The organism is Streptomyces sp. NPDC026500 (genome assembly GCF_055567635.1).
On the sequence record NZ_JBVHQB010000006.1, the window covers coordinates 1 to 17,136 of the forward strand.

At 71.4% G+C, this 17,136-nt stretch carries 12 protein-coding genes and 4 pseudogenes; 8 read left to right on the forward strand and 8 right to left on the reverse strand.

Translation table 11 applies throughout. The annotated features are described in order from the left end of the window. A pseudogene (locus tag ACZ4N5_RS12935) lies at positions 1 to 423 on the reverse strand (RNA-guided endonuclease TnpB family protein); the annotation flags it as partial. Positions 424 to 567: 144 nt separating this feature from the next. Between ACZ4N5_RS12935 and ACZ4N5_RS12940 the strand changes: the two are divergent. Next, positions 568 to 768 (forward strand): annotated as a pseudogene (locus tag ACZ4N5_RS12940) (rhamnogalacturonan lyase B N-terminal domain-containing protein); the annotation flags it as partial. Between the two features lie 24 nt (positions 769 to 792). Here ACZ4N5_RS12940 and ACZ4N5_RS12945 read toward each other — a convergent pair. Together ACZ4N5_RS12945 and ACZ4N5_RS12950 are read right to left on the reverse strand one after the other, a co-directional pair. Further along, complete coding sequence (locus ACZ4N5_RS12945) at positions 793 to 2,202, reverse strand: RICIN domain-containing protein (protein ID WP_467757420.1); 1,410 nt, start codon at positions 2,200 to 2,202, stop codon at positions 793 to 795. 235 nt (positions 2,203 to 2,437) lie between these two features. Further along, positions 2,438 to 3,391, reverse strand: coding sequence for a LysR family transcriptional regulator (locus ACZ4N5_RS12950; RefSeq protein WP_467757142.1), 954 nt, complete (start codon positions 3,389 to 3,391; stop codon positions 2,438 to 2,440). Between the two features lie 107 nt (positions 3,392 to 3,498). On the opposite strand from ACZ4N5_RS12950, the gene ACZ4N5_RS12955 reads away from it, so the two are divergent. After that, complete coding sequence (locus tag ACZ4N5_RS12955; protein WP_467757143.1) at positions 3,499 to 4,326, forward strand: oxidoreductase; 828 nt, start codon at positions 3,499 to 3,501, stop codon at positions 4,324 to 4,326. Between the two features lie 181 nt (positions 4,327 to 4,507). Here the strand turns inward: ACZ4N5_RS12955 and ACZ4N5_RS12960 are convergent, their stop codons facing one another. Continuing rightward, complete coding sequence (locus ACZ4N5_RS12960; RefSeq protein WP_467757144.1) at positions 4,508 to 5,110, reverse strand: nitroreductase family protein; 603 nt, start codon at positions 5,108 to 5,110, stop codon at positions 4,508 to 4,510. 368 nt (positions 5,111 to 5,478) lie between these two features. On the opposite strand from ACZ4N5_RS12960, the gene mmuM reads away from it, so the two are divergent. Then, the gene (gene mmuM, locus ACZ4N5_RS12965; RefSeq protein ID WP_467757145.1) at positions 5,479 to 6,408 is read left to right on the forward strand and encodes a homocysteine S-methyltransferase; all 930 of its coding nucleotides are present in this window, start codon (positions 5,479 to 5,481) and stop codon (positions 6,406 to 6,408) included. A 90-nt stretch (positions 6,409 to 6,498) separates the two neighbouring features. Here the strand turns inward: mmuM and ACZ4N5_RS12970 are convergent, their stop codons facing one another. The 3 genes and pseudogenes from ACZ4N5_RS12970 to ACZ4N5_RS12980 form a co-directional block, all read right to left on the reverse strand. Further along, positions 6,499 to 8,238: a carboxylesterase/lipase family protein gene (locus ACZ4N5_RS12970; RefSeq protein ID WP_467757146.1), complete on the reverse strand. Its 1,740-nt coding sequence runs from the start codon at positions 8,236 to 8,238 to the stop codon at positions 6,499 to 6,501. A 250-nt stretch (positions 8,239 to 8,488) separates the two neighbouring features. After that, on the reverse strand, positions 8,489 to 9,163 hold the full coding sequence (locus ACZ4N5_RS12975; protein ID WP_467757147.1) for a ThuA domain-containing protein: 675 nt from the start codon (positions 9,161 to 9,163) through the stop codon (positions 8,489 to 8,491). 189 nt (positions 9,164 to 9,352) lie between these two features. After that, a pseudogene (locus ACZ4N5_RS12980) lies at positions 9,353 to 10,567 on the reverse strand (RNA-guided endonuclease InsQ/TnpB family protein); the annotation flags it as partial. A gap of 50 nt (positions 10,568 to 10,617) precedes the next feature. On the opposite strand from ACZ4N5_RS12980, the gene ACZ4N5_RS12985 reads away from it, so the two are divergent. Together ACZ4N5_RS12985 and ACZ4N5_RS12990 are read left to right on the forward strand one after the other, a co-directional pair. Further along, the gene (locus ACZ4N5_RS12985) at positions 10,618 to 10,776 is read left to right on the forward strand and encodes an Arc family DNA-binding protein (RefSeq protein ID WP_467757148.1); all 159 of its coding nucleotides are present in this window, start codon (positions 10,618 to 10,620) and stop codon (positions 10,774 to 10,776) included. An 84-nt stretch (positions 10,777 to 10,860) separates the two neighbouring features. Beyond that, positions 10,861 to 11,196, forward strand: a pseudogene (locus tag ACZ4N5_RS12990) (VOC family protein); the annotation flags it as partial. Positions 11,197 to 11,234: 38 nt separating this feature from the next. Here ACZ4N5_RS12990 and ACZ4N5_RS12995 read toward each other — a convergent pair. Continuing rightward, entirely contained in the window at positions 11,235 to 12,404 is a 1,170-nt protein-coding gene (locus tag ACZ4N5_RS12995; protein ID WP_467757149.1) for a YihY/virulence factor BrkB family protein, read from the reverse strand. 17 nt (positions 12,405 to 12,421) lie between these two features. On the opposite strand from ACZ4N5_RS12995, the gene ACZ4N5_RS13000 reads away from it, so the two are divergent. The 3 genes from ACZ4N5_RS13000 (at position 12,422) to ACZ4N5_RS13010 (ending at position 17,121) form a co-directional block, all read left to right on the forward strand. Next, positions 12,422 to 14,056 carry an acyl-CoA dehydrogenase family protein gene (locus ACZ4N5_RS13000; RefSeq protein ID WP_467757150.1) on the forward strand — a complete coding sequence of 545 codons (1,635 nt, stop codon included), beginning with the start codon at positions 12,422 to 12,424 and terminating at the stop codon, positions 14,054 to 14,056. Positions 14,057 to 14,315: 259 nt separating this feature from the next. Further along, positions 14,316 to 15,611: a GAF domain-containing protein gene (locus tag ACZ4N5_RS13005; RefSeq protein ID WP_467757151.1), complete on the forward strand. Its 1,296-nt coding sequence runs from the start codon at positions 14,316 to 14,318 to the stop codon at positions 15,609 to 15,611. Between the two features lie 160 nt (positions 15,612 to 15,771). After that, complete coding sequence (locus ACZ4N5_RS13010) at positions 15,772 to 17,121, forward strand: hypothetical protein (RefSeq protein WP_467757152.1); 1,350 nt, start codon at positions 15,772 to 15,774, stop codon at positions 17,119 to 17,121. Positions 17,122 to 17,136: the final 15 nt, after the last annotated feature.

Sequence of the window (17,136 nt, forward strand, 5' to 3'; positions counted from 1 at the left end):
CCCGGTGATCCGGTTCTCCGCGCCTGCACGCTTGCCTACGGGCAGGTCTTTGGTCCACCGGAAGCGGACCCGGCCCACCTTGGGAATGTTGACCACGCCCCAGCGGCGGTGCACGCGGGTGATGTTCAGGTCCCGGCCCTGCGGGATGTCCACGGACATCACCGTGCGGAACCGGCCCTTGAAGTTCGGGGCGTCGGCGCGGCCCTCCCAGCAGTTCTTCCACGCCCGGAAGTACGTCTTGAGTACCGCTTGCGCGGCCTGGGCGGGGAGGACGGCGAGAAAGCCGATGTCCTCGCGGCCCTGTCGGATCGCGGCGTCCGCGTTCGCGAGTGTCCGCTTCTCCTTCGGCATCATCTGCCACCACGCGTGCAGCAGGTTCCACATCGTGCGGGCCGCGTGCGCCTGGTCGTCTGTCTTCAACATCCCGGCAGGCGACAGCGCGAGCCGGGCACGGTGCCCGAACTGCCGCTTGACCAGGGCGTCGTGACTCACAAGCGAGAGCCTACCGTTGGTTTATGTCACCGCGCTGGAACCCTGATCCCGATGTCAGAACCGGTCGCCATGTTGTCCCAGCCGAGCACCCGTTCCCTGACGGTCGATTCGTACCATGGCAACAACAACACGTTCACGTACAGCGTCCCGGCCAGTGCCTGGCTCACCGACACCAGCCAGTACAACGTGCTGAAGATCGATGTGGTGAGCGGTTCGGGGACGACGTCGTATCTCAGCGCCGGCACGTCGGTCGACGCGCTGGACCTGTTGGCCTGAAGTCGGTGTCGGTGATTCCGGAACTCAGGTGCCGCGCGTCCACTGCTGGTTGGTGCCCGCGTTGCAGGTGTACGTGATGAGGGGCGCGGAGTTGGCGGTGGACGCGCCCGACACGTCCAGGCACTCGCCGGACGCCCTGGCCTTGAGGAGCACATAGCTGCCGGAAGCCGTCACCGACCACTGCTGGGTGGTGGCGCCGGCGCAGTTCTCCTGGGTGACGCCGGTGGCGTTCTCGGTCAGGCACAGGGAACTGCCCCGGCCCATCAGCTCGTAGTAGCCACCGCCGAGGGACTTGAACCAGAACTTCTGGTTCGCCCCGCCGTTGCAGGTGTACTGGGCGAGCGCGACCCCCTGCCACAGTGACTGGTTGGGCACGTCCGCGCACTTGACGGAGTGACGGGCCGTCAGGGATTCGTAGGTGGCGCTCGTTCCGCCGATGGACCCGGCGGCCGTGTCGACGGTGATCTCCGGGGACCAGGACAGGGACACCGTGGTCGTCGTCGGGAAGGCGACCGGCAGCCAGACGTACCGGGAGTCGTCGACGGTGCCGCCGAAGGAGTTGCCCCAGCGGTCACCCATGTAGAGGTACGAGGTGCCCGAAGTCCCCTGCACGGGGAGGACGTACGCGGTCTGCGACCCGTACGCCGTGGAGTCGCCGACGTTCGTCATCGCGGTCCAGGGGCCGGCGAGCGAGGTGGCGGTGGCGTACTGCTGCTGGTTGGGGCTCCAGCCGGTGGCGGCCGAGGTCAGCATGAAGTAGACGCCACCCCGCTTGAAGAGCGCGGGCGCCTCGCGGTGTCCGCCGTGCCAGGGGTCGCCGACCAGGGCCGCGATGCCGGTGTAGTCGGCGGTGAGCCGGTAGATCTGGAGGTCGTAGTTCTCGCGGGCGGCGGAGACCATGTAGCCGGTGCCGTCGGTGTCGACGAAGGTCGTGATGTCGCGGGACATGTACTGGCCGAGCGGCTGGAAGCTGCCCTGGTAGGTGTAGGCGCCGTCCACGGTGTCCGAGACGGCGACGGCGGCACGGGCCTCGCTGTAGTCGACGCCGTTCTCCTTGTGCATCCACATGACGAACTTGCCCGTGGACGCGTTGTACATGACCTTGGGCCGCTCGATGTAGGCGGTGCCCAGCTCGGCGGCGCTCGCCTGGGTCAGGACGTGGTTGCGGAACTCCCAGTTCTTCAGGTCGGTGGAGCGGTAGGCGTCGACGTACTTGAAGGTGTTGTCGGCGTTGCGGTTCTCGCCGAACCAGTAGTAGTAGCTGCCCACTTTGACGACCCCGCCGCCGTGCGCGTGCACCACGGCGCCCGAAGTGTCGGTGAACTGGGTGCCGTTGGTGATGGTCTGGGGCGCCGCCTGGGCGGGCCCGGCGGCGAGGAGTCCGCCGGCGACCGCAAGGCAGAGGGCGACGAGGAGGGCGTACACGCGTCTCAGGGCGTGGCGCTCCTCATGGATGGCGCGGAGGATGAGGAAGAGGATGTGGCCGGTGCGGTTCGTGCGATGACGACCGCTCGTGCGACTCATGCGGTGACTGCTCGTGCGGCTCACTCTGCTCGTACAGCTCGTGCGACTCATGCGGCTCATGCGGTGACCGTCCGTCCGGTATGCCGAACATCATCTGCGATTACGAACGTTGCCGCCGAAAAAGTAAGCGCGTACTACGACGAGGTCAACGGGGCGGACGGGACCGGTCCTTCGGGGTGGGGCTTGTGGGCCGGCCGGGGTGGTGCCCCGAGGCGAGACGGCCAGCCTCGGCGTAGGCCCGGACCAGTGGGCGCCGGTCGTCCGCGCGCCAGGCGAGCGCCAGTCTGCTCGGCGCGATGCCGAGCACCGGACGGGTCACGACACCGCCCCGAGTGAGCAGCGGCGCGTTCCCCGCGGCGAGGAGGCAGACACCCCGGCCGTCCACCAGGGCCTCGTACGTCTCGTCGGCGCTCGCGGCCTCGGCGCCGATCCTCGGCGGGCGCCCGGCGCGGTCATCCAGGGCGAGCCAGTACCCGCGCAGCACACCGGCGGACTCGGGGATGGCGATGAACGGTTCGTCGAGAAGGTCCGCGAAGTCGATCTCCGCACGGTCGGCGAGGGGATGTGTGTCCGGCAGTGCGACATGGCGCGACTCCTCGGCCACCACCACCCACGCGTAGCGCTCCGCGTCCGGCATCGGCAGCCACACGAACGCGACATCCACCGAACCGTCCGCGAGTCCGGCGCTGGAGTCCGCCCAGCTCACCTGCCGCAGTTCGATCCTGGCGGCCGGACACGCCTCACCGAACCGGGACCGGATGGCCGGCAGCAGGCCGCCCCGCCCCGGGCTCGTGCTCATACCGACGACCAGGGTGGCCAGCTGATCGGCCTTGGCCCGCTCCACGGCCTCCGCCGCCGCGGCCCACTCGTCGAGCACCCGGCGCGCATGGGGCAGCAGAGCGGCACCCACGGAGGTCAACCGCACGCCCTGGTGGTCCCGTTCGAACAGATCAGCGCCCAACTGCCTTTCCAGCATGCGGATCTGCTTGCTGAGGGCGGGCTGCGAGATGAAGAGGCGCTCGGCGGCGTGTGTGAAGTGCAGTTCCTCGGCGACGGCGACGAAGTAGCGCAGGTCCCGCCCGTGAACGTCCATGACCATAACCATGGGTTATCACGAAGGGTCTTGGACGGGCGAGCGGGCGCGGGGCGAGGCTCGACTCATCGGAAGCGGGACACCGTACGAACCAACGATTCAGGGAGTCGGACATGAGCAAGGTGTGGCTGGTCACGGGTGCGGGCAGCGGTTTCGGCCGGGCGTTCACCGAGGCAGCGGTCGGGCAGGGCGACGTCGTGGTGGCCACGGCCCGCAGGCCCGAGGCGCTGGCCGATCTGGTGGCGGCTCACCCCGACCAGGTGGAGGCGCTCGCCCTCGACGTGACGGACCCGGCGGGCATCGACTCCGTCGTGGCCGATGTCGTCGAGCGACACGGGCGGATCGATGTGCTGGTCAACAACGCGGGCCGTACCCATGTCGGAGCCGCCGAGGAGACCACGGACGCGGAACTGCGGTCCCTTTTCGAGCTGCACTTCTTCGGGCCCGCCGCACTGGTACGGGCCGTGCTGCCGCACATGCGGGAGCGGCGCTCGGGGGCGATCGTCCAGATGAGCAGCATGGGCGGGCAGATGACGTACCCGGGATTCTCCGCGTACTGCGCCACGAAGTTCGCGCTGGAGGGCTTCTCCGACGCGCTGGCGGCCGAGGTCGGGCCGCTCGGCGTCAAGGTGCTGATCGTCGAACCGGGCGCGTTCCGTACGAACCTGATGGGCGCGGCCGGCACGAGCGAGGAGATCACCGACTACGCGGACACGGTCGGCCCGACCCGGCAGGCCGTGGCCGCCGGGGACGGGGACCAGCCCGGCGACCCCGCGAAGGCCGTCGCCGTGGTTCTGGCCGCCCTCGCCGACACCCGCACTCCGCTGCGACTGCCGCTCGGTGGCGACGGGGTGGACGCCGTCCGCGGTCACCTGGACGCCCAGCGCGCGGAGATCGCGGCCTGGGAGAAGGCCGCGCGGGACACGGCGTTCGCGGTGTGAGACGCCGGCGGGGGACCGAGTCCGACCGCGGTGATCCGCAGGCCGGCGCGGGCCAGGGGCACGGTCGGTCTTCTCGTTCCCTGGCCCACCTCCAACACCGGCACGCCTGAGCAACTGAACAGGTGACGCGGCACGGGCCGGTCTCCAGCCCGGGGGCGTGCTGCGTGACATCGCGGGTGTTTCAACTGTGCAGGCCCCAGTGGCCGCGGTGGACCACCTCGGCCACTGGGCGCCGGCGTTCCGCGACACGGGAGCCCTGCGGGGGAACGTCGTCCGCCCGGTAGCCGACCGTGATGCCACCGATCGGCGCGTACTCATCGGGGACCCCGAACTCGGTGCGGAAGGGCTTCAGATGCTCGGGCATGATCCCGAAGAAGCAGGCGTCGAGTCCTTCGTCCACCGCGCTGAGCAGCATCATGAGGGCGGCCATCCCCGTGTCGATGTACCAGTACGGGGCGGGCCAGCGGGCCTCGGCGCGGTCCTCCCAGCCCTTGTCGGGTTCGGCGTAACGCTCCAGGTAGGCCGCCTTGTGGGCGAGCGGCACGACGACCAGCGGGGCGTCCTGCATGGTCGGCGTCTGCTCGGTGCGGGTGGGGACGAACGGCCAGAACCGGGCTCGGTCGGCGGGGTCGGTGAGCGCGAGGAACGCCCACCCCTGGGAGAAGCCGGCCGACGGGGCCCGCAGCGCGGAGGCGAGGATTCTCTCCACCGCCTCGAGGGTCAGCGGCTTGTCGGAATAGTGCCGGATCATGCGACGGCGACGGACGACCTCGGAGAATTCCATCTCTTCTCCTTGCGTGGGAATCCCGGCCTTCAGGCCGGGCGAGAAGCACATTCTGAGTGCCGGAGCCGCGAAGCGGCGTAGTAGGCTTTGCATCTGCCTCTGGCAGCGGTCAGGGCTTGGCCGTCATGAAACTCCTTGGAGTCGAGTGAGAAGCTCCCTCGTCTACGAGGGGGAGGAGTCACGTCACCTGATCCTGCCAGTGGGTGGCCGGGCCGGAGGCGGCCTGATCAAGCCTCGCGGACCGACGATTATCGCGGCCCCGGCGCCGCAAAGCGGCGCCGGGCAGGCCAGCTATCTCATTGGACGGGACGCCCGCTCAGCAAGTGGACGGTGCCGGGCGTGGCGCCCCTATCGGCTAGCGTCAGGACATGGCCAGCGACAACGCCCGCACCCTCGCCGCCGCGCTGTCCTCCGGCACGGTCGTGCTGGACGGAGGCATGTCCAACCAGCTCGAAGCGGCCGGACACGACCTGAGTGACGCGCTGTGGTCCGCGCGGCTGCTCGCGGACCGGCCCGAGGCGATCGTCGAGGCGCATCTCGCGTACTACGAGGCGGGCGCGGACGTGGCGATCACCTCCAGCTACCAGGCGACGTTCGAGGGATTCGCGCGGCGCGGCATCCCGCACGAGCGGGTGGCCGAACTGCTCGGCCTGAGCGTCGAGTTGGCGCGCGAGGCCGCTCGGCGCGCGCACGCGAAGGGCGTCGCGCGGCCCTTGTGGGTCGCCGCGTCGGTGGGCCCGTACGGGGCGATGCTCGCGGACGGTTCGGAGTACCGGGGGCGGTACGGGCTGAGCGTCGCGGAACTGGAACGGTTCCACCGGCCGCGCCTGGAGGTGCTGGCCGCCGCCGCGCCCGATGCGCTGGCCCTGGAGACGGTCCCGGACACTTACGAGGCGCGGGCGCTGCTACGCGGGGTGCGCGGGCTCGGCGTACCGGCGTGGCTGTCGTACAGCGTGGCCGGTGACCGTACGCGGGCCGGGCAGCCACTGGAGGAGGCCTTCGCCCTGGCCGCCGAGGCGGACGAGATCGTCGCGGTCGGGGTCAACTGCTGCGCCCCCGAGGACGTCGACGCGGCGGTGGCCACGGCCGCGCGCGTGACCGGAAAGCCGGTCGTGGTCTATCCGAACAGCGGCGAGGCCTGGGACTCCCGGGCCCGCGCCTGGACCGGCAGCTCCACGTTCACGGCCGCGCAGGTGGGCGAGTGGGAACGGGCGGGGGCCCGGCTGATCGGCGGGTGCTGCCGGGTGGGCCCGGAGGCGATCATGGGGATCACGGCGGCGCTGCGGCCCGCCGCGTAAGCCGGCGCGCCACCCCCGCGTGCCTGAGTGACACCCCGGTTCGCACCGGAGAGACCACGGCTCGAGTCACGGCCGGTCTCACGGCCCGTCTCACGGCCGCTCCGCGCCGCCCGAGCGGCGGAAGCGTCGTACGGCGGACAGCGGCGTCGTGATGCGCGCGGAGGGTTCGACGGGCTCGACGGGCGGGAGTGACGTGGACGGGCCCTCCACGGAGCCGGCCGGATTGTCCACAGGCTTGCCGGCGGGTTTACCTGCGGGCTTGACCAAGTGCTTGTCGGCAGGCCTGGCCGCCGCTCTGGCCGATTCGGTTTCCCACAGGGCGAGTTCGCGGTCGCGCGGGCCGTGCACGGTGTGCGGGTCACCGGCGCCGAAGATCCGTACCGGATGCGAGTCGTCCCAGGCGGCCCACCCCGGGTCGCCGTCGACCGCGAACCGCACCCACGCGCCGTGCATGGCGTCCGCCAGCTCCTGCGGGGCGCCCTCGCCCGCGAGCCTCGCCGACTCTGGGGTGCCGGCGGTGTCGAAGACGAAGCCCAGCTCCAGGGCGTGACAGGCACCTAGGCCGGGCACGTTGGACGGCCAGGCGAACTCGTAGACATGTGCGGCGGCCCGTCCCCCGCCGGGGCCGTCCGCGTCGGGGGACGCGGTGAGCCGGCCGCTGCGCGCCTCGGCGAGGCGGTGCAGCGGAACCCGCAGGAGATGGTCGGTGATCATCTGGCCGACGAGATCGGCGGTGCCCCCTTCCGGGTGGATCGCGCGGTAGCCGCGGGGCACCTCGTGGCCGCAGTGGCAGCGGGCCATGGCACCGGCCAGGGCGACCGAACCGAGCCGGTCGACGCGTTCCAGGAGCCCGCCCGGTACGAGCCACAGCCGGTACTCGTCACGGGTCCAGCCGAGGAGGAGGCCGACGTCCGGCGCGGCGCCCTCGACGAGGGCCTCCAGCGGGTCGTGCGGCACGAGGTCGTCGTCGACGACGATACCGAAGGCGGGGCCGCCGAGCACCGGGCTGCTGAGTCTGCCCACGTCGGCCTGGGTGCGCAGGAGCAGGTCCCGGTCGACGGCGGCGAATGCCTCAGCCGTCGCGGGGATCTTCAGCCGCGTGGCCATCCGGCGCACCATCCGGCGCACCCTGTCGCGGTCGCTGGCCTCGGGCGGCCCGCTCTGCAGGACCGCCCGGTGGAACAGGCCCTGGGCGCGCGGGCTCGCGAGCAGCGCGCCGATGCTGATGGCTCCGGCGGACTCGCCGAAGACGGTGACCCGGTCGGGGTCGCCGCCGAACCGGGCGACGGACTCCCGTACCCATTCCAGCGCGGCGAGCTGGTCGCGCAGCCCGGGGTTGGCGGGCGCGTCCGGGAAGAGGCCGTAACCCTCCACGCCCAAGCGGTAGTTGACGGACACGAAGACCACGCCGTCGCGTGCGAAGGCGCGCCCGTCGTACACGGGCACGGCCGAGGAACCGCGCGTCAGGGCGCCGCCGTGGATCCACACCATGACGGGGAGCCGGGCGCCGGGGTCCGGCTCCGGAGTCCACACGTTCAGGTTGAGGCAGTCGTCGCCGGGCACGACGGGGTCGGCGAGGAGCCGGGCGAAGGCTTCGGAGTACGGCGGCTTCGGCGGCGTCGACCCGAACGCGCCGGCGTCCCGGACCCCGTCCCAGGGCTCGGGCGGCACGGGCGGGCGGAAGCGGCGGGCGCCGAAGGGCGGGGCGGCGTACGGGATGCCCCGGAAGACCGCGAGCCCGTTCTCGTACCGACCGCGCACCGCTCCGTACGGGGTCGCGACCACCGGGTCCCTCGTCCCCGCCACCGGATCCACCGTGTCCACCGCCATCCGGGACCAGCTCCTCACCGTCGCGCGTCGTAAAGATCAGAGCACCACATCACTTCCCGGTATTCCTGCGGATGTCCCCCGTTCGGCCGATATCGCCGTGCGGCACGGCAGGCACGGGTCGGCCCGGGCCGGCGCGCGCAGGGCCCGAACCGGCCTGTACCCCTGTGCGGGCGAGTCAGCGCGCGGGCTCGAACCGACCGTACGTCTGTGCGACGCGAGTCAGCGCGCCGAGTCCGAACCGGCCGTACTTCTAGTCCGAACCGGCGTCCGACGGCCTCCGCGCCGCCCAGAGGATGCCGCCGAGCAGCTGTCCGCGGAAGTCCGGGTCCTCGTACGCCCGCGCGGCATGTCCGAGCGCGGTGTAGAAGACCCGGCCCGCGCCCTGTTCCCGGCACCACACCAGGGGGTGGTCGTCGCCCATTCCCCCGCCCTCGTAGGAGGATTCGTCGGCGGTGGCGAGCACGCGCACCGAACCTCGGGGGCTGGAGCGGAAGTCGTACCACTCGTCCGTGAACTCCCAGACGGGCGGCAGGAACTGGGTCGCGGGATGCCCGTGGTCCTCGACGAGGACCCTGCCCGGCTGGAGGTCCGGGTGCCGGTCGAAGCGGGCGCCGAGCAGTTCGCCGTAGTGGGGCCACTCGTACTCGGTACAGGCGGCGGCGTGCACCCCGACGAAGCCGCCGCCGCCCTCGACGTAGGCCGCGAGCCGGTCGCGGCCCGGCGGCGTCAGCACCTCGCCGCTCGTCGACAGGAAGACGACGGCCGCGTACGGGTCGAGGGGCGCCTCGAAGACCGCTGGGTCCTCGGTGGCGTCGGCCGCGAAGCCATGCGCGTCACCGAGGGCGCGTACGGCGGCGACGGCGGCCGGAATGGAGTCGTGCCGGTAGCCGGTCGTACGGGTGTACACAAGAACGCGAAAGGCCATGCCCGGAGCCTAGGGGGACCCTTGCCCGGGGCGATACGGCGGGCGTCCGACGTGCAGGCCGGGGGAGGCAGGCCAGGCGGGGGCGCTGCGATGCCGTCGTTCGCTCGGGACGGGCGCCCCCGGCCCGCCTACGGTGCCCGTACCTATGACTCCACGATTCGATTTGACTCCTCCCCCTCCTAGGAGGGGGATTCCTGGCTCACGTTGGCTGTGGACCGGCGGTCCAACAGCTCTTGCACGATCGGCACCAGCCGGGTTGAGACCAGCCCGGACGAGCATCACGCGTGCGGAGTTCTTGTCCCTGGGGGACACGGTTGCGCACACGGTGCATGCGTAGTTTCGTTCAGAGAGAGGGAGTGCGTGCTTGGTTCTCGCTCCGCACTGTGCGCAGTCCATCGTGGTGTGCGCGGGGTTGACGAGGTGCAGTTCACGGCCGTGCTTGCGGGCCATGTGGATCAGCGCCTGTTTGGTCGCGCCGATCGCGGCGTCGGCGGCCTTGCGGGCCATGGTCGACTTGGCGAGGAACTTCGGACGGAAGTCCTCGACGGCCAGGCGGTCGTGGTCGCGTACGACCTTCTTCGCCCACTTGCGGGCGGTGTCCTCGCGTTGGCGGGCGACCTTCTTGTGGAGCTTCGCGGTCTGTCGCTTCGCTTCACGGTAGCCCTTGGAGCCGGGCAGTCCGCGCTGGGGTTTCCTTCGGGCCGTCATCCGCTGGCAGTGGGCCAGGCACTGGGCGGCGTTCTTTCCGTGCTGGGCGTGCGGGAGGTCGTGGGCGTCCGAGGTGGTGGTCGCGGTTTCCCTGACGCCCCAGTCGATGCCGATGTCCCGCCCGGTGGGCGGCAAGGTCTCGATGGTGGTCGCCACGACGAACGAGGCGTACCAGTGCCCGAGGCTGTCACGGTAAACGCGGACGGAGGACGGCGGTTCGGGCATGTCCCGCGACCACACCACGGTCAGCGCGATGCCGCCCGCGAGATACAGGCGGCCGTCCTTGATGCGGAATCCGCGCTGCGTGTAGTTCAGTGACGGGTCCGCCGCATGCTTCTTCTTGTACCGGGGCATCCCCGCCCGCTGCCGCTGCGGCAGACGGGCCTTGACGTCCTTAAGGGCCTTGGCTCGGGACTTGGCGAAGTCACGGATGATCTGCTGCTGAGGAACGCTGCTGCCCTCACGCAGCCACGCGTTCGCCGTACGGGCCTCGGTCAGCATCCTGTCCAGGCGTGCCGGGCCGCACTTCTCGTCGTCGGCGTACGCCTTCTTCGAGCGGGCGCAGCATTCGTTCCAGATCCACCGGCACCGCGCCCACTCCGCCACGAGGACGGTACGGGCGGACGACGACACGCGGAGCCGGTAGGTGTACCGGGCATGCCCAGCATCCCCGTTCACTTCCCGTCGTGTCGTCATGGTGTCACAATACCACCACTACGGAGGGAGGAAACCACTACATTGGAGTCATGGATGAAGAGAAGCGCATCACTCTCCGCCTGCCCGCCGACCTCCATGTGTGGCTCGTCGCGCAGGCCGGCTCCGCCCGCAGGTCCCTCAACTCCGAGATCGTCTACCGGCTGGAGGGCGAGCGCGACGCCGCCGCGGCAGACGACGAATCACCCTGACGGCGATTCGTCTTTCCCCGCCCTGCTCCGCAGGGGGCCGATTCCTCCCCGGTCTGAAGCCCGGGGCGTCCTCGGAGGACTCTGGTGATCGGGCTGGCAGTCTCCGACATAGTCGCCTCCCTCGCCTTCGTCGAGGACGCCGAGAGCGAGCCGCACGCCGAGGCCGAGCTGCCCGGCGGGCTACGCCTGGCGCTGGATGCGGAGGAGACCATCTGCTCGTTCCACGCCGGATGGCGACCTCGAGCGGCGGCGGCAGGGTGTCGCTCGCCTTCCTCTGCGACAGCCCGGCCGAGGTCAACTCCGTGTACGGGGAGCTCGTCGACGCCGGCCACCACAGCGAACTCAAGCCCTGGGACGCCCTCTGGGGGTATGCGGTACACCGTCGTGCACGACCTGGACGGCAACGGCGTCGACCTGTTCGGGGCGGGGTGCGGAAGGCGTGCCGAGCGGGCTCGGGCTCACCCCTGCGGAGGGTGCTCCTCGCCGTTCTTGTGGCTGTGGGGGGTGTGGTGGGGGTTCTTGACGTGCGTGCGCAGGCGGGACGTCACGTCCTCCGGGGGCAGGAAGCGCGACCAGCGTTCCGGGAACTCGGAGGGCATGTCGGGGTCGTCGGGATCGGCGTCGTAGGAGCGGTGCGCGGCGACGCGGGCCACGTACTCGGCGGCCTGGGCCTCGCGCAGCCGCTCGTTGGCGGCACGGGCCGCGGCGGTGGCCGCGGCCGGCCAGACCCGGTCGATGGCCGCGTTGACGGCCGCGCCGACCAGGACGGCGAAGGCGGCGACACCGATCCACAGCAGGACGGCGACGGGTGCGGCGAGCGAGCCGTAGATCGTGGGGCCCTCGACGGTGTTGGTCAGATAGATGCGGAGCAGGAAGCTGCCGAGCACCCACATGGCGAGGGCGACCAGGGCGCCCGGCACGTCCTCGACCCAGGGGGAACGCACGGGGACGGACACGTGGTAGAGGGTCGTCAGGAAGGCGACCGACAGGACGATGACGACCGGCCAGTACAGGACCTGCACGACGGTCGTCGACCACGGCACGAAGTTCACCACGGCGTCCGGGCCGGCCACCATCAGCGGGAGCAGGACGGAGCCGATCAGCAGCGCCACGATGAACAGCAGGAACGACATCACCCGGGTCTTCACGATGCCCCGGGTGCCGTCGAGGCCGTACATCACGGTGATGGTGTCGACGAAGACGTTGACCGCGCGCGAGCCCGACCACAGGGCGAACAGGAAGCCGAGGGAGATGATGTCGGGCCGGCCGCCCTTCATCACGTCGTGCAGGATCGGCTCGGCGATCTGGTGCACGCCCTTCTGCGTCAGCACCGTGCGGGAGGCGTCCAGGATGTTGGACTCCACGCTGGCGATGGTGTCGGCGCCGGTCCAGGCGTCCACGTACCCGAGCAGCCCGATCATGCTCAGCAGCAGCGGCGGCACGGACAGGAGCGTGAAGAAGGCGGCCTCGGCCGCCAGCCCCAGGATCCGGTACTCCATGCACGAGTTGACGGTGTCCTTGATCAGCAGCCAGGCGGTCCTGCGCTTGGAAACGTTCCGGTAGAGCGCGCGCGCGCGATGAAAGCGGCCCGAGCGAGGCCGTTCAGGTGTTTCTTTTGCCTGGTGCACGTCCTTACGGTAGCGGTATGGCAGCCAGCACCCACACCGTGACCAACCAGGCTCCGCCCCTGGTCGGATATGACGTATTCGCCGCCGACCGGGCCCTCACCGAGGCGGTCGACCGGCATCTCGATCCAGAGCTTCTCGAGGAGGCGCGCGAGGAACTGTCGGCACTCGGCCGGACCACCGGTTCCGCCCAGGTCCAGGAGTGGGGTGCGCTGGCCAACGAGAACCCGCCGAAGCTGCGCACCCACGACCGCTACGGCAACCGGATCGACGAGGTCGACTTCCACCCGTCCTGGCACCGCCTCCTCGGCAAGGGGGTGTCGGCCGGGCTGACCTCGGCCTGGAGCCGTCCCGGCGGACACCTCCGGCGCGCGGCGGGCTTCGTGATCTGGACGCAGGCCGAGGCGGGCAACGGCTGCCCGCTGTCGATGACCCACGCGGCGGTGCCCGCGCTGCGCACCGACCCGGCGCTCGCCGCCGAGTGGGAGCCGCGCCTGACGTCCACGGTCTACGACCAGGAACTGCGGCCCGCGGCCCAGAAGGCCGGCGTGCTCTTCGGCATGGGCATGACGGAAAAGCAGGGCGGCAGCGACGTACGCGCCAACACGACCGAGGCACGGCCCCTCGCCGAGGACGGGACGTACGTGCTGACCGGGCACAAGTGGTTCTGCTCGGCGCCGATGTCGGACGGTTTCCTCGTGCTGGCGCAGGCCCCGGGCGGACTGACCTGCTTCCTGGTGCCGCGCGTCCTGGCGGACGGCACCCGTAACGTCTTCCGTATCCAGCGGCTCAAGGACAAGCTCGGCAACCGGTCCAACGCGTCGAGCGAGGTCGAGTTCGACGGGACCTGGGCACGCCGGGTGGGCGACGAGGGGCGCGGGGTGCGCACCATCATCGAGATGGTGGCGGCGACCCGGCTGGACTGTGTGCTCGGTTCGGCCTCGCTGATGCGGCAGGCCGTCGCGCAGGCGATCCACCATTCCACCTACCGCGAGGCCTTCGGCGGCCGGCTTCTCGACAAGCCGCTGATGCGCAACGTCCTCGCCGATCTGGCGCTGGAGTCGGAGGCTGCGACCACCCTGGCGATGCGGCTGGCCGCGGCGTACGACGACGGGAGCGAGCAGGAGCGGGCGTTCCTGCGGCTCGCGGTGCCGGCCGCCAAGTACTGGGTGACCAAGCGGTGTACGCCGGTCGCGGTGGAGGCGCTGGAGTGCCTGGGCGGCAACGGCTACGTCGAGGAGTCGGGCATGCCGCGGCTGCTGCGGGAGTCGCCGCTCAACTCCATCTGGGAGGGCGCCGGCAATGTGCAGGCGCTGGACGTCCTGCGCGCGCTGCAGCGGGAGCCGGGGGCCCTGGACGCGTACCTGCGGGAGGTGGGCCGGGCCCGCGGCGCCGACCATCGGCTGGACGGGGCCATCAAGAACCTGCTGACCGAACTCGCCGACCTGGACGGCATCGAGGCCCGTGCCCGCCGCCTGGTCGAACGGATCGCGCTGGTGCTCCAAGGTTCGCTGCTCGTCCGGTACGCGCCCCCGGAGGTCGCCGACGCGTTCTGCGCCTCCCGCCTGGGCGGTGACTGGGGTACGGCGTTCGGCACGCTGCCACACAGTCTGGATCTGGCCACGGTGGTGGAGCGGGCCCGGCCGGTGTCCTGAAGGAGGCGCTGACGCGGGGGTGGTGCTGCGCCGACACGGCACCACCCCCGTCGCTGGCCCCGTTCAGGAGCTCGGACACCGCACAGGCGGCATCGCTGTCAGTTTCAGGGAACCTTGTGACCGTTGGCGAGAGTTGCAGACCGTTGCATTCCTTTGTGCACGTTGGGCGAAGGCCCGGCGGACCCGGCCGAGAGCAGGCACGATGTGGGATGACGGCGGTGTCGCGGCCCGCACGCGGTCCTGGTTTCGGGAGTGCCCTGTGAAGATCACATCGTTCAACCCCGCCCGTTTCGCCCCGTCGGACGCGTCGGAGACGGCCGGGCACCTCAAGGAGACCTGGGCCGCGTCGGTCAAGGGCGAACGTGGCCCGATCGCCCCGCGTCCGGTGATCGGACAGTCCTGGCAGCGAGCGAAGCGTTTTGGCGTCAATCCCGAACAGGGAACGGACAGCATCCTGTTACAGGCGGACGAACTCGAACACCGACGGTCATCGACCGCGCTCGCCGAGGTGATGCCGACCCTTCACGGCGGACTCGGGGCGGTCGCCGACGCCTCCCTGCAGATCATGGTGGTCACCGACCGCGAGGGCCGGGTGCTGTGGCGTGAGGGCAACCCGGGGGTGCTGCGCCGGGCCGACACCATCTGCCTGGAGGAAGGCGCGGCCTGGAGCGAGGACACCACCGGCACCAACGCCATCGGAACCGCCCTGTCGGCGGGCACCCCCGTCCAGGTGCACTCCGCGGAGCACTTCGTGCGCACCCTGCACGACTGGACGTGCGCCGCCGCGCCCGTCCACGACCCGCGCGACGGGCGGCTGCTCGGGATCATCGACGTGAGCGGCCCGGACAGCACCTTTCATCCCGCGACGCTCGCCCTGGTCGACGCGGTGGCCAGACTGGCCGAAAGCGAACTGCGCGCCACGCATCTGACAGCCATCGAGCGGCTGCGCGCGGTGGCCGCTCCCCTGCTCTGCCGGCTGGGCGGCCCGGCGCTCGTGGTGGACACCCACGGCTGGCTCGCCGCCGTCACCGGAATGCCGCCCGTGGACCGGGTCCCGCTGCCCGACTCCTTCGGCGCGGGCCGGAGCTGGCTGCCCTCGCTCGGCATGTGCGTGGCCGAGCCGATGCCCGGCGGCTGGCTGCTGCGCGTCACCGGTGCCGACGATGCGGGGAGCGCCGGCCGGGTGGTCCTCGACCTCGGCGAACCCCGGCGGCCGCACGTCACCGTCTCTGGCACGGCGGGCAGTTGGGCCCAGGATCTGAGCCCGCGCCACGCGGAGCTGCTCTACGTCCTCGCCGTGCACCGGCAGGGGCGCAGCGCCGCCCAGCTCGCGGTCGACCTCTTCGGCGATCCGACCCGCACGGTCACGGTCCGCGCCGAACTGTCCCGCGTACGCCGTCGGCTCACCGGGCTCCTCGACCACCGGCCGTACCGCTTCCGCGAGGAGGTGGAGGTCGAGGTGCTGCTGCCCGGCGACCCCCGGGACCTGCTGCCGCACTCGACGGCGCCCGCGGTGCTCGGAGCACGGGCAGCGGCCGAACCGACGCCGTCCTGAGCCGGGGGAACGACGGAGCGAGCGTATTTCGTGAGCGTCTTCCGCGGTCTTTGTCCTGGCCCGGAGGTCTCTGCCGTAGCATCCACTTCACAGGCCACCCCACCCGTCTCTCCGTCAACGCCCTCGGCGGGGGAGGCAGTTGGCCTACTCGGGAGGACGCATGAAGCAGCGCGGCAGGCATCGTCGTCGGAGAAGGGGACAGGCGCTGCGCGCCACCCTGGCCGGAACCGCGCTCGCGCTCACCGCGGCCGCCACCCTGATCAGCACCTCGCAGGCCACCGGCGCCAACAGTCCGGGCGGGCTCACCGCGCTCCGCTCCACCTCCGCCGCGCAGCAGCTGCGCCTCCACGAGAACTTCGTCTCCCGGGACGCGCTCGACACGCTCAGCGGGAACATGGGCGGCAATGTGGGCGTCGAGGGAGTCCTGCGCGACGCCGACCGCTCGATGCGGAACACCGCCGACTGCACGGCGGACGAGCGGGCCGCGCTGCCCGTCGAGCCGACGGCCACGCGCGCGTACTGCTGGGGCGACGCCGACGCGCGGACCGGGCAGTGGCAGCCGCGTTCCGTGACCACGTCCGGTGACGCCGCCGACGACGGCCTGTGGGGCACGCATCAGGTGATCCTGGCCGGCTGGACGCACCACGACGGGCAGGCGGCCGCGCCGACCCGGGACGAGGGCCTCGCCAAGATCGCCTTCGTCGACGCGACGGACCCGGACGCCCTCAGCTACCGCTGGGTCCTGCTGGTCGCCCCGCGCGCCGGCGGCAAGGACTTCACGGCGGTCCACTCGGGCCTCGGTGGCATGGTCTGGTACCGGGACAAGCTGATCGTCACCGCGGCGCACGGCGCGGGCCTGCTCGTCTTCGACCTGCACCGGCTGCTGCGGGCCGACGTGGACAGCGGCGCCGTGGGCCGGGTGGGCCACGGCTACTCGGCCGCGGGCTACCAGTACGTGCTCCCCGCCATCGGCTCGTACGACCCGGAGGGCGGCGCGTGTACGCGCGGCCGTGACCGGGCGGTCCCCTGTTTCGGCTCGCTGTCCCTGGACCGTACGACCACCCCGGACAGCCTGGTCGCGACGGAGGCCGCCGGCGACCGTACGGAGCGGACCCGCATCTGGCGGTACGCGTTCAGTACCGCCGCGTACCGCACGGGCCTGCTCGCCGACGCCCAGGGACATGTGAACGCGGTCGAGGCCTTCACGACCAGGGGTTCCGGAATCTCCGGCGCCCTCTCGCACCGGTCGGACGGCTCCCGCGACGCCCAGTGGTACATCGGGCGGCCCGCCGACAGCCGTACCCAGCACGGCTCCCTGTGGCGGCAGAGCGGGCACGGCGCCCAGGCGGCCACGTGCACCGCGGACCAGTCGCACGCCTGCTGGAGCCTCGGCTCCGGGTCGCTGTCCTACTGGCAGCGGACCGGCGAGCTGTGGACACTCACCGGCGCGGCGGACCGGCGAGTGCTCTACGCGGTGCCGCTGTCGTCGGTCGACGGCTCGCTCGGATAGCGGGCGGCCCGCGGA

Excerpts from the sequence above, each read along its gene's own strand:
- ACZ4N5_RS12975 (WP_467757147.1), bottom strand. The coding sequence starts at position 9,163 with ATGGCCTTTCGCGTTCTTGTGTACACCCGTACGACCGGCTACCGGCAC.
- ACZ4N5_RS12950 (WP_467757142.1), bottom strand. The coding sequence starts at position 3,391 with ATGGTCATGGACGTTCACGGGCGGGACCTGCGCTACTTCGTCGCCGTC.
- ACZ4N5_RS12970 (WP_467757146.1), bottom strand. The coding sequence starts at position 8,238 with ATGGCGGTGGACACGGTGGATCCGGTGGCGGGGACGAGGGACCCGGTG.
- ACZ4N5_RS12985 (WP_467757148.1), top strand. The coding sequence starts at position 10,618 with ATGGATGAAGAGAAGCGCATCACTCTCCGCCTGCCCGCCGACCTCCAT.
- ACZ4N5_RS13000 (WP_467757150.1), top strand. The coding sequence starts at position 12,422 with ATGGCAGCCAGCACCCACACCGTGACCAACCAGGCTCCGCCCCTGGTC.
- ACZ4N5_RS12955 (WP_467757143.1), top strand. The coding sequence starts at position 3,499 with ATGAGCAAGGTGTGGCTGGTCACGGGTGCGGGCAGCGGTTTCGGCCGG.
- mmuM (WP_467757145.1), top strand. The coding sequence starts at position 5,479 with ATGGCCAGCGACAACGCCCGCACCCTCGCCGCCGCGCTGTCCTCCGGC.
- ACZ4N5_RS13010 (WP_467757152.1), top strand. The coding sequence starts at position 15,772 with ATGAAGCAGCGCGGCAGGCATCGTCGTCGGAGAAGGGGACAGGCGCTG.
- ACZ4N5_RS12960 (WP_467757144.1), bottom strand. The coding sequence starts at position 5,110 with ATGGAATTCTCCGAGGTCGTCCGTCGCCGTCGCATGATCCGGCACTAT.